The 17768-nt window shown below is 41.1% G+C and carries 15 protein-coding genes; all 15 read left to right on the top strand.

Features of this window, described 5'->3' with window-relative positions; genetic code table 11:
• Positions 1-42 precede the first annotated feature (42 nt).
• Positions 43-3606, top strand: coding sequence for a DNA-directed RNA polymerase subunit beta (gene rpoB / locus A8L44_RS05825; RefSeq protein WP_066103012.1), 3564 nt, complete (start codon positions 43-45; stop codon positions 3604-3606).
• Between the two features lie 39 nt (positions 3607-3645).
• Entirely contained in the window at positions 3646-7242 is a 3597-nt protein-coding gene (gene rpoC, locus A8L44_RS05820; RefSeq protein ID WP_066103009.1) for a DNA-directed RNA polymerase subunit beta', read from the top strand.
• 175 nt (positions 7243-7417) lie between these two features.
• A complete protein-coding gene (locus A8L44_RS05815) occupies positions 7418-7666 on the top strand; it encodes a 50S ribosomal protein L7ae-like protein (RefSeq protein WP_066103006.1) in 249 nt (82 codons plus the stop codon).
• Between the two features lie 102 nt (positions 7667-7768).
• The gene (gene rpsL, locus A8L44_RS05810) at positions 7769-8191 is read left to right on the top strand and encodes a 30S ribosomal protein S12 (RefSeq protein ID WP_049672552.1); all 423 of its coding nucleotides are present in this window, start codon (positions 7769-7771) and stop codon (positions 8189-8191) included.
• 44 nt (positions 8192-8235) lie between these two features.
• The gene (gene rpsG, locus A8L44_RS05805) at positions 8236-8706 is read left to right on the top strand and encodes a 30S ribosomal protein S7 (RefSeq protein ID WP_066103004.1); all 471 of its coding nucleotides are present in this window, start codon (positions 8236-8238) and stop codon (positions 8704-8706) included.
• Between the two features lie 48 nt (positions 8707-8754).
• Positions 8755-10833 (top strand): elongation factor G, encoded by a 2079-nt coding sequence (fusA, locus tag A8L44_RS05800; RefSeq protein WP_066103001.1) that lies wholly within the window; start codon positions 8755-8757, stop codon positions 10831-10833.
• A gap of 123 nt (positions 10834-10956) precedes the next feature.
• The gene (tuf, locus tag A8L44_RS05795; protein WP_066102999.1) at positions 10957-12144 is read left to right on the top strand and encodes an elongation factor Tu; all 1188 of its coding nucleotides are present in this window, start codon (positions 10957-10959) and stop codon (positions 12142-12144) included.
• Positions 12145-12413: 269 nt separating this feature from the next.
• Complete coding sequence (locus tag A8L44_RS05790) at positions 12414-13076, top strand: hypothetical protein (RefSeq protein ID WP_066102996.1); 663 nt, start codon at positions 12414-12416, stop codon at positions 13074-13076.
• Entirely contained in the window at positions 13073-14323 is a 1251-nt protein-coding gene (locus A8L44_RS05785; protein WP_066102993.1) for an efflux RND transporter periplasmic adaptor subunit, read from the top strand. Before A8L44_RS05790 ends, A8L44_RS05785 begins: the two co-directional genes overlap by 4 nt.
• A gap of 324 nt (positions 14324-14647) precedes the next feature.
• The gene (rpsJ, locus tag A8L44_RS05780; RefSeq protein ID WP_066102989.1) at positions 14648-14956 is read left to right on the top strand and encodes a 30S ribosomal protein S10; all 309 of its coding nucleotides are present in this window, start codon (positions 14648-14650) and stop codon (positions 14954-14956) included.
• Positions 14957-15000: 44 nt separating this feature from the next.
• Entirely contained in the window at positions 15001-15630 is a 630-nt protein-coding gene (gene rplC / locus A8L44_RS05775; protein ID WP_066102983.1) for a 50S ribosomal protein L3, read from the top strand.
• A gap of 26 nt (positions 15631-15656) precedes the next feature.
• A complete protein-coding gene (rplD, locus tag A8L44_RS05770) occupies positions 15657-16283 on the top strand; it encodes a 50S ribosomal protein L4 (RefSeq protein ID WP_066102980.1) in 627 nt (208 codons plus the stop codon).
• A complete protein-coding gene (gene rplW / locus A8L44_RS05765; RefSeq protein ID WP_066102977.1) occupies positions 16283-16567 on the top strand; it encodes a 50S ribosomal protein L23 in 285 nt (94 codons plus the stop codon). Before rplD ends, rplW begins: the two co-directional genes overlap by 1 nt.
• 26 nt (positions 16568-16593) lie before the next feature.
• Complete coding sequence (gene rplB, locus A8L44_RS05760; protein ID WP_066102974.1) at positions 16594-17424, top strand: 50S ribosomal protein L2; 831 nt, start codon at positions 16594-16596, stop codon at positions 17422-17424.
• A 60-nt stretch (positions 17425-17484) separates the two neighbouring features.
• On the top strand, positions 17485-17763 hold the full coding sequence (gene rpsS, locus A8L44_RS05755) for a 30S ribosomal protein S19 (RefSeq protein ID WP_066102971.1): 279 nt from the start codon (positions 17485-17487) through the stop codon (positions 17761-17763).
• Positions 17764-17768 lie beyond the last annotated feature (5 nt).

The raw sequence follows: 17768 nt of genomic DNA, 5'->3' as shown, positions 1-17768 counted from the left end.
TATAAATTCTATCATAAACGCTTTATTTGAGGGGTGAATCAGTTGACAGGTCAACTTGTTCAGTATGGACGACATCGCCAACGCCGGAGCTATGCGCGCATTAGCGAAGTGCTCGAATTACCGAATTTAATTGAAATTCAAACCTCTTCCTATCAATGGTTTCTTGATGAGGGCTTAAGAGAAATGTTCCAGGACATTTCCCCTATCGAGGATTTTACAGGAAATCTGTCTCTTGAGTTTATCGATTATAGCCTCGGAGACCCGAAATATCCTGTGGAAGAATCTAAGGAGCGGGATGTAACCTACTCCGCCCCATTACGGGTTAAAGTAAGACTTGTAAACAAAGAGACGGGAGAAGTTAAAGACCAAGATGTCTTTATGGGTGATTTCCCTCTCATGACGGAAACGGGAACGTTTGTTATAAACGGTGCCGAACGTGTTATCGTATCCCAATTAGTACGATCCCCGAGTGTATACTACAGCGGGAAGGTTGATAAAAACGGAAAGCGTGGATTCACAGCTACCGTAATTCCAAACCGCGGAGCATGGTTGGAATATGAAACTGACGCGAAAGATGTAGTTTACGTAAGAATCGATCGTACAAGGAAGTTGCCGGTAACGGTTCTTTTGCGTGCTCTTGGATTCGGCTCTGATCAAGAAATCATCGATCTAATCGGTGATAACGAGTACATCCGTAACACATTGGAAAAAGATAATACTGAAAGTACAGAAAAAGCTTTGCTTGAAATCTATGAGCGTCTTCGCCCAGGTGAACCACCTACGGTCGAAAATGCGAAAAGTTTGCTTGTATCACGTTTCTTTGATCCGAAGAGATATGATTTGGCAAATGTAGGACGCTATAAAATTAACAAGAAACTTCATATAAAAAATCGTCTTTTCAACCAAAAAGTAGCTGAAACTTTGGTGGACCCTGAAACAGGAGAAATCTTAGTTGAAAAAGATACTTTGTTGGATCGCCGTACTCTCGATAAAATCATCCCTTACTTAGAAAATGGGATTGGCTTCAAAACGTACAACCCTGTTGGGGGAGTCGTGGAAGAAGATGTACTGGTTCAAAATGTAAAAATCTATGCACCGAGCGATGCTGAAGGTGAAAAAGTAATTAATGTTATCGGCAATGCTTATGTAGAAAAGAAAGTTAAAAACATTACACCTGCTGATATTGTATCTACTATCAGTTACTTCTTTAACTTACTGCATGGTGTTGGCGACACAGATGATATCGATCATTTAGGTAACCGACGTCTGCGTTCAGTTGGTGAGCTATTGCAAAACCAATTCAGAATTGGTTTATCCCGTATGGAGCGTGTGGTTCGTGAGAGAATGTCCATCCAGGATACAAACACAATTACACCGCAGCAGCTTATTAACATTCGCCCGGTTATAGCTTCTATTAAAGAATTCTTTGGAAGCTCCCAGTTGTCTCAGTTTATGGATCAAACAAATCCACTTGCTGAATTGACACATAAACGGAGATTGTCTGCACTTGGACCTGGTGGTTTAACAAGGGAACGTGCCGGAATGGAAGTTCGTGACGTTCACTATTCCCACTATGGACGTATGTGCCCAATTGAAACACCTGAGGGACCAAACATTGGTTTGATTAACTCACTATCTACATTCGCAAAAGTAAACCCATACGGTTTCATTGAAACGCCATATAGAAGGGTAGACCCTGCGACAGGCAAAGTAACTGATCGAATGGATTACTTGACTGCTGATGAAGAGGATCTTTATGTAGTGGCACAGGCAAATGCCCCGCTAACTGAAGATGGTGGATTTATGAACGAGGAAGTTGTAGCTCGTTTCCGTGGTGAAAATACAGTTGTTAAACGTGATCGCGTTGACTATATGGACGTATCACCTAAACAGGTTGTATCAGCTGCAACAGCTTGTATCCCGTTCCTTGAAAACGATGACTCCAACCGTGCCCTTATGGGAGCGAACATGCAACGTCAAGCGGTTCCGCTTATTCGTCCGCAGGCTCCAATTGTTGGTACAGGTATGGAATATGTATCCGGTAAAGATTCCGGTGCTGCTGTAATTTGTAAGCACGATGGAATCGTAGAACACGTGGAAGCCAGAGAAATCTGGGTAAGACGTGTTAGTGAAGTAGATGGTGAAGAGGTAAAAGGTAATCTTGATAAATACCGTACCCTTAAATTCATCCGTTCTAACCAAGGAACATGTTATAACCAACGTCCGATCGTTAAATCGGGTGACCGTGTTGTTAAAGGAGAAATTCTTGCAGATGGTCCGTCCATGGAGCTTGGCGAATTGGCATTAGGCCAAAACGTACTTGTTGCCTTCATGACATGGGATGGTTATAACTATGAGGATGCCATCATTATGAGTGAACGTCTTGTTAAAGACGATGTATATACTTCTATTCATATCGAAGAATATGAATCTGAAGCTCGTGATACTAAACTTGGACCGGAAGAAATTACACGTGACATTCCAAACGTTGGGGAAGATGCCCTGCGCAACTTGGATGACCGTGGAATCATTCGCATCGGTGCCGAAGTTAAAGACGGTGACCTTCTAGTTGGTAAGGTAACTCCTAAAGGGGTTACGGAGCTGACTGCAGAAGAAAGATTGTTACATGCAATCTTTGGTGAGAAGGCTCGTGAAGTTCGTGACACATCTCTCCGTGTACCGCATGGCGGTGGAGGAATTGTCCATGATGTTAAAGTCTTTACACGTGAAGACGGTGATGAACTGCCACCAGGTGTGAACCAGTTGGTACGTGTATACATCGTTCAGAAACGTAAGATCCATGAAGGAGATAAAATGGCCGGTCGTCACGGTAACAAAGGGGTTATCTCCCGAATTTTACCTGAAGAAGATATGCCTTTCCTTCCGGATGGAACACCTGTCGATATCATGTTGAACCCATTAGGGGTACCATCACGTATGAATATCGGTCAGGTATTGGAATTGCACTTAGGTATGGCTGCAAGACAGCTTGGAATCCATGTGGCAACTCCTGTATTTGACGGTGCGCGTGAAGAAGATGTTTGGGATACAATCGAAGAGGCTGGTATGTCTCGCGATGCGAAAACAATTCTTTATGACGGCAGAACTGGAGAACCATTTGATAACCGTGTTTCCGTTGGTGTCATGTATATGATCAAACTGGCACACATGGTTGATGATAAACTTCATGCCCGTTCAACAGGACCTTACTCACTTGTTACGCAACAACCATTGGGTGGTAAAGCTCAATTCGGTGGTCAGCGTTTTGGTGAGATGGAGGTATGGGCACTTGAAGCATATGGTGCTGCATACACACTTCAAGAAATCCTTACAGTTAAATCTGATGATGTTGTTGGTCGTGTGAAAACTTATGAAGCAATTGTAAAAGGTGACAATGTACCTGAACCGGGCGTTCCGGAATCTTTCAAGGTTTTAATCAAGGAACTTCAAAGTTTAGGTATGGATGTTAAGATTCTTTCTGGTGATGATAAAGAAATTGAAATGCGTGATCTGGAAGATGATGACGATATTCACCAAGCAGATACATTAACCATAGATCCTGATGTGAAAAGTCCCGAATCAGAAACAGTTGGTACAATCGAGTAACCTTAGTGATATTGGGATACGGAAAGGGAGGTAGGCCCCTTGTTGGATGTAAACAATTTTGAATATATGAAAATAGGCCTTGCTTCACCGGATAAGATTCGCTCTTGGTCTTTCGGAGAAGTGAAAAAGCCAGAAACTATAAACTACCGTACACTTAAACCTGAAAAAGATGGGTTGTTCTGTGAGCGCATTTTCGGTCCTACAAAGGACTGGGAATGCCACTGCGGTAAATATAAAAGAGTACGCTACAAAGGTGTAGTTTGTGACCGTTGTGGTGTTGAAGTAACTAGAGCTAAAGTGAGACGTGAGCGTATGGGCCATATTGAATTGGCTGCTCCGGTTTCTCATATTTGGTACTTTAAAGGAATTCCAAGCCGTATGGGTCTTTTGCTTGACATGTCTCCGCGTGCCTTGGAAGAAGTAATTTATTTTGCTTCTTACGTTGTTACAGAAGCAGGAGATACTGCTTTAGAGAGAAAGCAGCTTCTATCTGAAAAAGAATACCGTGCATACCGTGATAAATACGGCAACAAGTTCCAAGCTGGGATGGGTGCAGAATCCATTAAAAAGCTTCTTCAGGATATCGATCTTAACAAAGAGGTAGAATCCTTGAAAGAAGAGCTTAAAACAGCTCAGGGACAACGCCGTACACGTGCGATTAAACGTCTTGAAGTATTGGAAGCATTCCGTCATTCAGGTAACGAACCTTCTTGGATGATTCTGGATGTACTTCCGGTTATTCCTCCTGAGCTTCGTCCAATGGTTCAATTGGATGGCGGCCGTTTTGCAACATCTGACTTGAATGACCTGTATCGCAGAGTAATCAACCGTAACAATCGTTTGAAACGTCTGCTTGATTTAGGTGCTCCAAGCATCATTGTTCAAAATGAAAAGCGTATGCTTCAGGAAGCAGTTGACGCATTGATTGATAACGGTAGACGTGGCCGTCCTGTAACAGGACCTGGTAACCGTCCGCTTAAGTCTTTGTCTCATATGCTTAAAGGTAAACAAGGTCGTTTCCGTCAAAACTTACTCGGTAAACGTGTTGACTATTCTGGTCGTTCCGTTATCGTTGTAGGACCAAACTTGAAAATGTACCAATGTGGTTTGCCGAAGGAAATGGCAATCGAACTATTCAAGCCTTTCGTAATGAAAGAACTTGTTGAAAAAGGATTGGCTCATAACATCAAATCAGCTAAGAGAAAGATCGAAAGACATTCTCCTGATATTTGGGATGTGCTTGAAGAAGTAATTAAGGAGCATCCGGTTCTATTAAACCGTGCCCCGACACTTCACCGTCTAGGAATCCAGGCGTTCGAACCAACATTAGTTGAAGGTAGAGCTATTCGACTTCACCCGTTAGTATGTACAGCGTATAACGCTGACTTTGACGGTGACCAAATGGCTGTTCACGTACCTTTATCTGCAGAAGCACAAGCGGAAGCCCGTCTATTGATGCTAGCTGCGCAAAACATCCTTAACCCTAAGGATGGTAAACCGGTTGTAACTCCATCCCAGGATATGGTTCTTGGTAACTATTATCTGACAATGGAAAGACCGGGTGCGGTTGGAGAAGGTATGATCTTCAACGACACTAATGAAGCAGTACTTGCCTATCAAAACGGATATGTTCACTTACACACTCGTGTAGCTGTACATGCTAGTTCTTTAAATAACGAAACGTTTACGGAAGAACAGAATAAGCAATTATTGCTTACTACTGTTGGTAAATTGATATTCAATGAAATTCTTCCTGAAACTTTCCCTTATATTAACGAACCAACAAGATCCAATCTGGAAGAAAAAACACCAGAGAAATATTTTGTTGAAAAGGGAGCAAATGTGAAGGAGATCTTGGCGAATCGCGAGAGAATCCAACCATTTAAGAAGAAAATTCTTGGTAACATTATTGCTGAAGTCTTTAAACGTTTTAAAATAACAGAGACATCCAAAATGCTTGACCGCATGAAGGATCTAGGATTTAAATATTCGACTCGTGCAGGTATTACTGTAGGGGTTGCAGATATCGTCGTTTTACCTGAAAAACAAGAAATTCTTGAAAAAGCTCAAGGTAAAGTAGACAGTGTCATGAAACAATTTAGACGTGGTTTGATCACAGAAGAAGAACGTTATGACCGTGTTATCTCAATCTGGAGTGAAGCGAAGGATGATATCCAAAGCAAACTGATGGCATCCTTACATCACTTGAATCCAATCTTTATGATGAGTGATTCCGGAGCCCGTGGTAACGCATCTAACTTTACGCAGCTTGCGGGTATGCGTGGATTGATGGCCAACCCGGCTGGTCGTATTATTGAGCTCCCAATCAAATCAAGTTTCCGTGAAGGCTTAACAGTATTGGAGTACTTCATCTCCACTCACGGTGCGCGTAAAGGTCTTGCCGATACAGCATTGAAAACAGCCGATTCCGGTTACTTAACAAGACGTCTGGTCGATGTTGCACAGGATGTTATCGTTAGAGAAGACGACTGTGGAACAGATCGCGGCTTAGAAGTAAGAGCTTTGAAAGATGGTACAGAAACAATTGAAAGCCTTGAAGAACGTCTTGTAGGACGTTATGCAAGGAAGAAAGTTAAACATCCTGAAACAGGCGAAGTTCTGATTAATGAGAACGAAATCTTCACTGAAGATCTTGCTCAAAAAATCGAAGAACTTGGTATTGAAGAAGTGACAATTCGCTCTGCGTTTACATGTAACACTCGCCATGGTGTATGTAAAAAATGTTACGGACGTAACCTTGCAACTGGTCAAGAGGTTGAAGTTGGTGAAGCAGTCGGTATCATCGCGGCTCAATCCATCGGTGAACCTGGTACACAGTTGACAATGCGTACTTTCCATACAGGTGGGGTTGCCGGAGACGACATTACACAAGGTCTTCCGCGTATTCAGGAGTTGTTTGAAGCACGTAACCCTAAAGGGCAGGCAGTTATTGCTGAAATCGAAGGTACGGTTACAGCGATTAACGAAGTCCGTGACAAACAACAGGAAATCACAATTCAAGGTGCAGTGGAAAGCCGCTCTTATACAGCTCCGTACTCTGCGCGCTTGAAAGTGAATGTAAATGACACAGTTGTTCCTGGTCAGGAACTTACAGAAGGTTCTATTGATCCAAAAGAACTTCTTAAAGTTACAAATGTACGTTCTGTACAGGAATACCTGTTAAAAGAAGTGCAAAAAGTATACCGCATGCAAGGGGTAGAAATTGGCGATAAACACGTAGAGGTTATGGTTCGTCAAATGCTTAAGAAAATTCGTGTTATCGATGCCGGAGAAACCGATGTATTGCCAGGAACATTACTGGATATTCATCAGTTCACAAAAGCAAACCATGAGGCGTTGCTTCAAGGTAAAAATCCTGCTACGGGACGCCCGCTATTGCTTGGTATTACAAAAGCATCTCTTGAAACGGATTCCTTCCTGTCCGCCGCATCCTTCCAGGAAACTACTCGTGTCCTTACAGATGCAGCGATTAAAGGAAAACGTGATGAATTGCTTGGACTTAAAGAGAACGTTATTATCGGTAAGTTAATACCTGCTGGTACAGGTATGCATCGTTACCGTAAAGCTGTTCCGGTTCTAACTGAACAAAAGGAAGAAACGGTTCCAGCTGAGTAACCAATCTACATCAGAAGAGGTAGCCGGATGATCAATCCGGCTAATCTTCTGTATATATAAAGTAAATAAGGGTAACAAATTAATTTTTTTCGTGCGATTGTTGACATTTATGTTTTATAAATGGTACTATAGCAAAGGTGCTCCTATTAACCTGTTACTTTGGAGGATATTAATGATGTCTTATGAAAAAGTATCTCAGGCAAAGAACCTGATAATAGGGACGAAACAAACAGTGAAAGCTCTCCGAACAGGAAATGCCGAAACAGTTATTATTGCTCTTGATGCTGATTCAACAATCACATCAAAAGTAATTGATGCTGCTAAAGAGTATTCCGTTCCAATCGATTATGTAGACTCGATGAGGTTGCTCGGAAAAGCATGCAAAATAGATGTTGGAGCAGCAGCTGTTGTCATCATGAAATAGAAAACTGTTTTTGCAGTTGATGCAAAAACTTTGTTTTTACCCTTTTATGAACCACCTGGATGTGTGGGACTAGGGGAACCAATTTTGAAGGGAGGAAACATCATGCCAACTATTAACCAATTGGTACGTAAGCCACGTAAATCTAAAGAAGAAAAATCAAAGTCTCCAGCTTTGAATAAAGGTTACAATAGCTTCAAGAAATCCCAAACAAACGTATCATCTCCACAAAAACGTGGGGTATGTACTCGTGTTGGTACAATGACTCCAAAGAAACCAAACTCCGCGTTACGTAAATATGCGCGTGTACGTTTGACTAATGGAATCGAGGTTACTGCTTACATTCCTGGTATCGGCCACAACTTGCAAGAGCACAGTGTTGTATTAATCCGTGGAGGACGTGTAAAAGACCTTCCAGGGGTACGTTACCACATCGTGCGTGGCGCTCTTGATACTGCAGGCGTTAACAACCGTATGCAAGGTCGTTCTAAATACGGTACGAAAAAACCTAAAGCAGCTAAAAAATAATTTTAAAACCAAAATAATTACTTCTTTGAAAGGAGGAACAAAATATGCCTCGTAAAGGACCTGTTTCAAAAAGAGATGTATTACCTGATCCGATATATAATTCCAAGCTTGTAACAAAATTGATCAACAAAATGATGATCGATGGAAAAAGAGGGACTTCCCAAAAAATCCTTTATGCTTCTTTCGATATCGTAAGAGAGCGTACTGGTAACGATCCAATGGAAGTTTTCGATCAAGCTTTAAAAAATATCATGCCAGTTCTAGAAGTTAGAGCACGCCGTGTAGGTGGAGCTAACTACCAAGTACCAGTTGAGGTTCGCCCTGACAGACGTACTACTCTAGGACTTCGTTGGTTAGTAAACTATGCTCGTCTTCGTGGTGAAAAAACTATGGAAGAGCGCTTAGCTAACGAAATCATGGATGCAGCTAATAACACTGGCGCTTCTGTTAAGAAACGCGAAGATACACATAAAATGGCTGAAGCTAACAAAGCTTTCGCTCACTATCGTTGGTAAAATCAAAACTACTAAAAATCTATATCCACAAGGAAGGAGAAAGACCCAATGGCTAGAGAGTTCTCCTTAGAAAAAACTCGTAATATTGGTATCATGGCTCATATCGATGCTGGTAAAACGACGACTACTGAGCGCGTTCTTTACTACACAGGTCGTATCCACAAAATTGGAGAAACTCATGAAGGTGCATCACAAATGGACTGGATGGAGCAAGAACAAGAGCGTGGAATCACGATCACATCTGCTGCAACAACAGCAGCTTGGAAAGAACACCGTGTAAATATCATCGACACACCAGGACACGTAGACTTCACAGTTGAAGTTGAACGTTCCCTTCGTGTACTTGATGGTGCGGTAGCAGTACTAGATGCACAATCCGGTGTTGAACCACAAACTGAAACAGTTTGGCGCCAAGCTACAACTTACGGAGTACCACGTGTTGTTTTTGTTAACAAAATGGACAAAATCGGTGCGGATTTCTTATACTCCGTAAAAACTTTACATGAACGCCTTCAAGCGAATGCACACCCAATTCAGATACCAATCGGTGCTGAAGATGACTTCGAAGCAATCATTGACCTAGTGGAAATGAACGCAGTATTCTATGGTAACGACCTTGGTACTGATATCGAAGTTCGTGAAATTCCTGAAGAGCACATGGCAATAGCAGAAGAATACCGTGAGAAGTTAATAGAAGCAGTAGCAGAACTTGACGAAGAATTAATGGAAAAATACCTTGGCGGTGAAGAAATCACTAAAGAGGAATTGAAAGCAGCTATCCGTAAAGGTACTGTAAACGTTGAATTCTACCCAGTTATCTGTGGTTCTGCATTCAAAAACAAAGGTGTTCAGTTAATGCTAGATGCTGTAATCGACTACCTTCCATCTCCATTAGATGTACCTGCAATCAAAGGTATTCTACCGGATACAGATGAGGAAGTTGAACGTCATGCTGATGACAGCGAGCCATTCTCTGCGCTTGCTTTCAAAGTTATGACTGACCCTTATGTTGGTAAATTAACATTCTTCCGTGTATACTCTGGTACTTTGAGCTCCGGTTCATACGTACAAAACTCTACTAAAGGAAAACGCGAGCGTGTAGGACGTATCCTGCAAATGCATGCGAACTCCCGTCAAGAGATCTCAGAAGTACACGCTGGGGATATCGCCGCTGCTGTAGGTCTAAAAGATACTACAACTGGAGATACTCTATGTGAAGAAAAGAACCTGGTTATCTTGGAATCCATGGAATTCCCTGAGCCAGTTATCTCTCTTTCAATTGAACCTAAATCTAAAGCAGACCAAGACAAAATGTCTACTGCTCTTCAAAAGCTTCAAGAGGAAGATCCAACTTTCCGCGCTCATACTGACCAAGAAACTGGTCAAACTATCATCGAAGGTATGGGTGAGCTTCACTTAGATATTCTTGTTGACCGTATGCGTCGTGAGTTTAAAGTAGAAGCTAATGTTGGTGCACCTCAGGTTGCTTACCGTGAGACTTTCCGTACACCTGCACAGGTTGAAGGTAAGTTTGCTCGTCAATCCGGTGGACGTGGACAATACGGTCACGTTTGGATCGAGTTCTCACCTAATGAAGAAGGTAAAGGCTTCGAATTTGAAAATGCTATCGTTGGTGGTGTAGTACCACGTGAATACGTTCCTGCTGTACAAGCTGGTCTAGAAGACGCTCTTGACCGCGGTGTACTTGCTGGCTACCCATTAATCGATATTAAAGCAAAACTATTTGATGGTTCTTACCATGACGTTGACTCCTCTGAGATGGCATTTAAAGTAGCAGCATCTTTAGCACTTAAAAATGCAGCGAAAAAATGTAATCCAGTTATCCTTGAGCCAATGATGAGCGTTGAAGTTGTTATCCCTGAAGAGTACATGGGTGACATCATGGGTAATATCACAGCTCGTCGTGGACGTGTAGAAGGTATGGAAGCACGCGGTAACGCACAAGTTGTACGTGCTATGGTACCTCTATCTGAAATGTTCGGTTACGCAACAACATTGCGTTCCAACACTCAAGGACGTGGCGTGTTCTCTATGACTTTCGATCACTACGAAGAAGTTCCTAAGAGCATCGCTGAAGAGATTATCAAAAAAAATAAAGGTGAATAATTGATTTTCATTCTTTATTAAAGTATAACTACTTATGTAAGCCAAGATAGAAGACATTGTCAACTGTCTTGGCACATAGTATAAAATAACAATTTTCTTATATTAAAGGAGGAAATTCCTAAAATGGCAAAAGCTAAATTTGATCGTTCTAAACCACATGTTAATATCGGAACAATCGGTCACGTTGACCATGGTAAAACAACTTTAACAGCTGCAATCACTTCTGTACTTGCAAAAGTAGGTGGAGCTGAAGCTCGCGCTTACGACCAAATCGATGGTGCTCCAGAAGAAAGAGAACGTGGTATCACAATCTCTACTGCACACGTTGAGTATGAAACTGAAACTCGTCACTATGCACACGTAGACTGCCCAGGACACGCTGACTATGTTAAAAACATGATCACTGGTGCAGCACAAATGGACGGCGGTATCTTAGTAGTATCTGCTGCTGACGGCCCAATGCCACAAACTCGTGAGCACATCCTTCTTTCTCGTCAAGTAGGTGTACCTTACCTTGTTGTATTCATGAACAAATGTGACATGGTTGATGACGAAGAACTTCTTGAACTAGTTGAAATGGAAATTCGTGACCTTCTTTCTGAATACGAATTCCCTGGCGATGATATCCCAGTAATCAAAGGTTCTGCTCTTAAAGCTCTTGAAGGAGAAGCTGAGTGGGAAGAAAAAATCAACGAGCTTATGGCTGCTGTTGACGAATACATCCCAACTCCAACTCGTGACACTGACAAACCATTCATGATGCCAGTAGAGGACGTTTTCTCTATCACTGGTCGTGGAACAGTTGCTACTGGCCGTGTTGAACGTGGTCAAGTTAAAGTTGGTGACGTTATCGAAATCATCGGTCTTGCTGAAGAACCAAAATCTACAACTGTAACAGGTGTAGAAATGTTCCGTAAGCTTCTTGATTACGCTGAAGCTGGTGACAACATCGGAGCTCTTCTTCGTGGTGTAGCACGTGAAGAAATCCAACGTGGACAAGTACTTGCTAAACCAGGTACTATCAACCCACACACAAAATTCAAAGCAGAAGTTTACGTATTGTCTAAAGAAGAAGGCGGACGTCACACTCCATTCTTCTCTAACTACCGTCCACAATTCTACTTCCGTACAACTGACGTAACTGGTGTTGTAAACCTTCCAGAAGGAACTGAAATGGTTATGCCTGGAGACAACATCGAAATGTCTGTTGAACTAATTGCTCCAGTTGCGATCGAAGAAGGAACTAAGTTCTCTATTCGTGAAGGCGGACGTACAGTAGGCGCAGGCGTAGTTGCTAGCATTACTGAATAATTCTTACTTATTAAAACAGGCGGGTGTACAACCGCCTGTTTTTTTGTTTTGTTTTTTCCTGCGAAATGTGGGAAGTTGGATACGTTAATTTGTTCATATTAGGATTCATTCCCCAGCAAATATCTACCCTTATCTATTAATACAACCTCATATACACAATTCTCCACGCTATTTACAAAAAATTGAAATTATTTAACACCCATAAACTTCCTACGATGTAAAAAATCAGATACAATAGATATATGCAAATTTTTAGTGGGGGACAAAGGATGATAGGAACGTTAAAATCTATGCTTCACCCTCGAGAAACAAACATCGAGATGAGAAGCGTAATGACAAAAACTCATTACATACTTTGGTTTGGTGGATTACTTCTATTTAGTACGATTTTATTTGGGGTCTATGGATATCTAGGGTTGGGCAGCGAAAACTTGTCAGTATATATGGAGACTGTAAAAGAAAACAGATGGGAAATGACCAAGGTTTTATACTTCATTGGCAAACTAGCTGCTGGTCTCTTATATCCGTTATTATTCACACTATATTTTACAGTACTATTTTGGATCGTATTTGAGGACCTCTCATTTCGAGGAGTGTGGAAGCTTCAGCTTATTCCTTTAATAGTGATGCTCATAGCGAAAACAATAGAACTAATATTTATGCTGTTACTCAGGGTACCTGAACACTCATCACCATTTAGTCTAGGGATCATGACGCAAATGCTAACACCACAGATCTTTTGGGTAGAATTAGCTGCAAATATTACTATATTTGTACTGTTGGCAGGCTATCTTCAATATCGAATTTTCCACAAGTCACTTGATTATAGTAAAAAGAGAGTGATTATAACTGTATCATTATCCTGGATAATATATATATTGCTGGATGGTGCAACGGATACATTATTTAGAATCATGAAGGTGATTATATGAATTTTAGCATTAGGGAGAAAAAATGGTCTCTTGTATCCTTAGCTGTATTTTTATTTATACTTACAAATACCATTATTATTTACAAAATAGATAAAATTGATCGTACAGTCCTTATTACAGACCCTTATATCACGAAAAAAGGTACATTAAAGGAAACGCTTCAAACGGAAGGGAAGGCTGAGCCTTCTGAGATATATAAGATTTATTATGAAGAACCTAGAGGGATGCTCGATGAGATCCTGGTGGAAGAGGGAGAGGATGTCCAAGTAGGAACGCCATTGCTAACCTACATTATAGATAACGATAGCAGCGATGTTATAAAACAATTAGAAAATGCTAACAAACGTCTCTCTATGAAAATAGATAAATTAAATGAAGATATATCCGTGCTCCAGTCAGAAGTCCAAGAGTATGAAAGCTTGCAGACTGTTGAAGAAGAGGAGAAAGAACCGGATTTAGATAACACACGAATATTGGAGTATGAGATAAAAAACATAGAATATGAAATTAAGATGATCGAGCTGCAAATAGAGGAAAATCAAACACAGATAGATATGGCCAACAGTGCTGAAGATCAAATTACAATAGAAAGTAAAATTGATGGAACTATTGTGCATAGGAATGATTTTAGCAGAACAGCAGATAATCCGTTATTGACTATTATGAATCAAGCCTCTTTAGTAGTGGACGTTTTGGTTGGGGAAGATGACATCCAGCGAATAAAACTGGATCAGGAGGTCATCATTAAACCAAAGCATTTGGATTCAAAATTGATTACTGGCAAGGTAATAAAAATAAGTGATGTTCCGTTTAGTGAGGATCATAAGAAAGATAAAAGCTTCTATAATATATCGATTCAACCAGAAAATCTAAGTGAATCATCAGAAGAAAGTACAGAGAGTCAGATTTTAATCGGATCACATGTGGCTGCTGATATCACATTGAAGGAACTTAACAATGTAGTAGTTCTTCCAAAGAAAACTTTGGCAGGAAATCATGTGGTGCTTCTTGAAAAGGGAAAGCTGAAACAAAAAAAGATTACGGCAGGATTAGAATTCGATGAAAAGGTAGCCGTAACCAAAGGGCTTAAAGAAAAACAATGTATACTTCCTGCAGCTGATGCGAGCATTAAGGGTGATACAAGGTACATAAAATTCGTGGACTTTGATCACATAAATAAGAAGGCTTATAAACAATTTAATAATGAAGAGAGATTGTGGTTACTGGCACGAGGTCTCATACAATAATCAGTTGGTGAGTGGTGAGAGAGGAACAAGCTTCCCTCTCTTTTGTTATTTACATGTAAGAGAAAGCTAGTATATTTATGGAAAGAAGAACGATAACTTGAAAAAGTAGAAGTGAGATTGTATACTAATATTCGTGTGATAGAAGAAATTATTTTTAACTGTTGCATACCCAGAAAGTATAATGTATAATAGACAATGTTGGTCTTTTCATTGCGATGATGTGGAAGGTTGCTGACACACCCGGCCGCTTTGCCATGGCGCGTGTGTAAGGAGATTTCCACGGAGAATGTCTATTACAAAATAGGCGATAAAGGAGGGAAAATAATGGCAAAACAAAAGATTCGCATTCGTTTAAAAGCATATGATCACAGAATTCTTGATCAATCTGCTGAGAAAATTGTAGAAACTGCAAAACGTTCTGGTGCAGCTGTTTCCGGTCCGATTCCACTTCCGACTGAGAAAAACGTGTACACGATCCTACGTGCGGTTCATAAATACAAAGATTCTCGTGAGCAATTCGAAATGCGCACACACAAACGTCTAATCGACATTGTAAATCCTACACCACAAACTGTAGATTCACTAATGCGTTTAGATTTGCCGTCTGGCGTAGATATCGAAATCAAATTATAATCGTTCTATAAAAATAAAAAAGAAAACACTAGGAGGTGTGACTCATGACCAAAGGAATCTTAGGTAGAAAAATCGGTATGACTCAAGTATTCGCTGAGAACGGTGAACTTATCCCGGTAACAGTTGTTGAAGCAGTACCAAACGTTGTTCTTCAAAAGAAATCTGTTGAAAATGATGGCTACGAAGCTATCCAACTAGGTTACGAAGATCTTCGCGAAATGCTTTACAACAAACCACAACAAGGACACGCTGCTAAAGCGAACACTGCTCCTAAGCGCTTCGCTCGCGAAATTCGCGATGCAGATCTCAATAACTATGAGGTAGGTCAAGAAGTCAAGGTAGATCTTTTCGCTGAAGGCGAAATCGTTGATGTAACAGGAATCTCAAAAGGTAAAGGTTTCCAAGGACCAATTAAGCGTCACAACCAATCTCGTGGCCCAATGTCTCACGGATCACGTTACCATCGTCGTCCTGGTTCAATGGGACCAGTTGCTCCAAACCGCGTATTCAAAGGCAAAAAACTTGCTGGACGTATGGGTGGAACTCAAATCACTGTACAAAACCTTGAAATCGTTAAGGTTGATGCAGAACGTAACGTAATCCTTATCAAAGGTAACGTTCCTGGACCTAAAAAAGCTTTACTTAAAATCAAAAGCGCGGTTAAAGCGAACTAATCTATCGAGAAAGGAGGAAAATCGCAATGCCGAAAATTGCTCTTTTAAACCAAGCTGGTTCTCAAGTAGGCGATATCGAGCTTAACGAATCAGTATTTGGTATTGAACCAAATGAGAGTGTTGTAACTGAAGCAATCCTTATGCAAAGAGCGTCTTTGCGCCAAGGAACTCATAAAGTTAAAAATCGTTCTGAAGTAAGTGGCGGTGGCCGTAAACCATGGCGTCAAAAAGGAACTGGACGTGCTCGTCAAGGTTCTATCCGTTCCCCACAATGGCGTGGTGGTGGTGTGGTATTCGGACCAACACCAAGAAGCTACTCTTACAAACTTCCTAAGAAAGTACGTCGTTTAGCTATTAAATCTGTACTTTCCGCTAAAGTGAACGAAGAAAACGTAATCGTTCTTGATGCTTTAACTTTTGAAGCACCAAAAACTAAAGAATTCACAGCTGTATTAAAAGGCTTGAATACTGAAAACAAAAAAGCGTTGATCGTAACTGCGGATGTAGACGAAAACGTTGCACTTTCCGGTCGTAACATTCCGGGAGTAACAATCGTTGAAGCTAACGCTATTAACGTATTGGATGTTGTAGGGCATGAGAAGTTAATCATGACTAAAACAGCTGTTGAAAAAATAGAGGAGGTGCTTGGATAATGGAAGCACGTGATATTATTAAGCGCCCCGTCATTACTGAAAGCTCAGCTGACATCATGGCCGATAAAAAATACACTTTTGAAGTTGACGTAAGAGCTAATAAAACTCAAATCAAAGATGCTGTTGAAGAAATCTTTGAAGTTAAAGTTGAAAAAGTTAACGTTATGAACTACAAAGGTAAATTCAAACGCATGGGTAAACATGCTGGATATACAAACAAACGCCGTAAAGCGATTGTTAAACTAACTGCTGATAGCAAAGAAATCGAATTCTTTGAAGCATAATTTCTAAAGAAAAGGAGGGACACAACATGGCGATTAAAAAGTATAAACCTACCAGTAATGGTCGTCGCGGAATGACTGTTTCCGATTTCGCTGAAATTACAACGGATCAACCGGAAAAATCATTATTAGCACCTTTACACAGAAAAGGTGGCCGTAACAACCAAGGTAAGTTAACTGTTCGTCATCAAGGTGGCGGTCACAAGCGCCAATACCGTATCATTGATTTCAAACGTGATAAAGATGGCATTCCAGGACGCGTTGCTACTATCGAGTACGATCCAAACCGTTCTGCTAACATTGCACTAATCAATTATGTTGATGGGGAAAAACGTTACATTCTTGCTCCGAAAAACTTGGTGGTAGGCATGGAAATCATGTCTGGACCAGAAGCGGATATCAAAGTAGGTAATGCTCTTCCATTAATTAATATCCCAGTGGGTACTGTTATCCACAATATCGAGTTGAAACCTGGCAAGGGAGGACAATTAGTTCGTTCCGCAGGTACTTCTGCTCAAGTTCTAGGTAAAGAAGGACGCTACGTACTAGTACGTCTTAATTCCGGAGAGGTTCGTATGATTCTTGCTACTTGCCGTGCAACAATCGGTCAAGTTGGTAACGAGCAACACGAACTTATCAACATCGGTAAAGCGGGACGTTCTCGTTGGTTAGGTAAACGCCCTACTGTACGTGGTTCTGTAATGAACCCAGTAGATCACCCACACGGTGGTGGTGAAGGTAGAGCACCTATCGGACGTAAATCTCCAATGACTCCATGGGGCAAACCAGCTCTTGGATTCAAGACTCGTAAAAAGAAAAACAAATCAGACAAATTTATTGTTCGTCGTCGTAAAAAATAACGCGGTTGTACTACGGTTCGCGTGTAGAACCGTAGAGCAATCACGAAGGGAGGCACAAACATGGGTCGCAGCCTAAAAAAAGGACCATTTGTTGACGATCATCTCATCAAGAAGGTTGAAGCATTGAATGAAGCTGACAAGAAACAAGTTATCAAAACTTGGTCAAGACGTTCTACAATCTTCCCACAATTCATCGGACACACAGTTGCTGTATACGATGGACGCAAACACGTACCAGTTTATGTAACGGAAGACATGGTAGGCCACAAGTTCGGTGAATTCGCACCAACTCGCGCTTACAAAGGTCATGCCGGAGACGATAAGAAAACAAGACGTTAATCAGA

Origin of the sequence: Bacillus sp. FJAT-27986 (assembly GCF_001685035.1) — a bacterium.
Classification (GTDB): domain Bacteria; phylum Bacillota; class Bacilli; order Bacillales; family Pradoshiaceae; genus Pradoshia.
The sequence above is the reverse complement of the archived record's forward strand: the minus strand, read 5'-3'. Positions and strand labels throughout refer to the sequence as shown.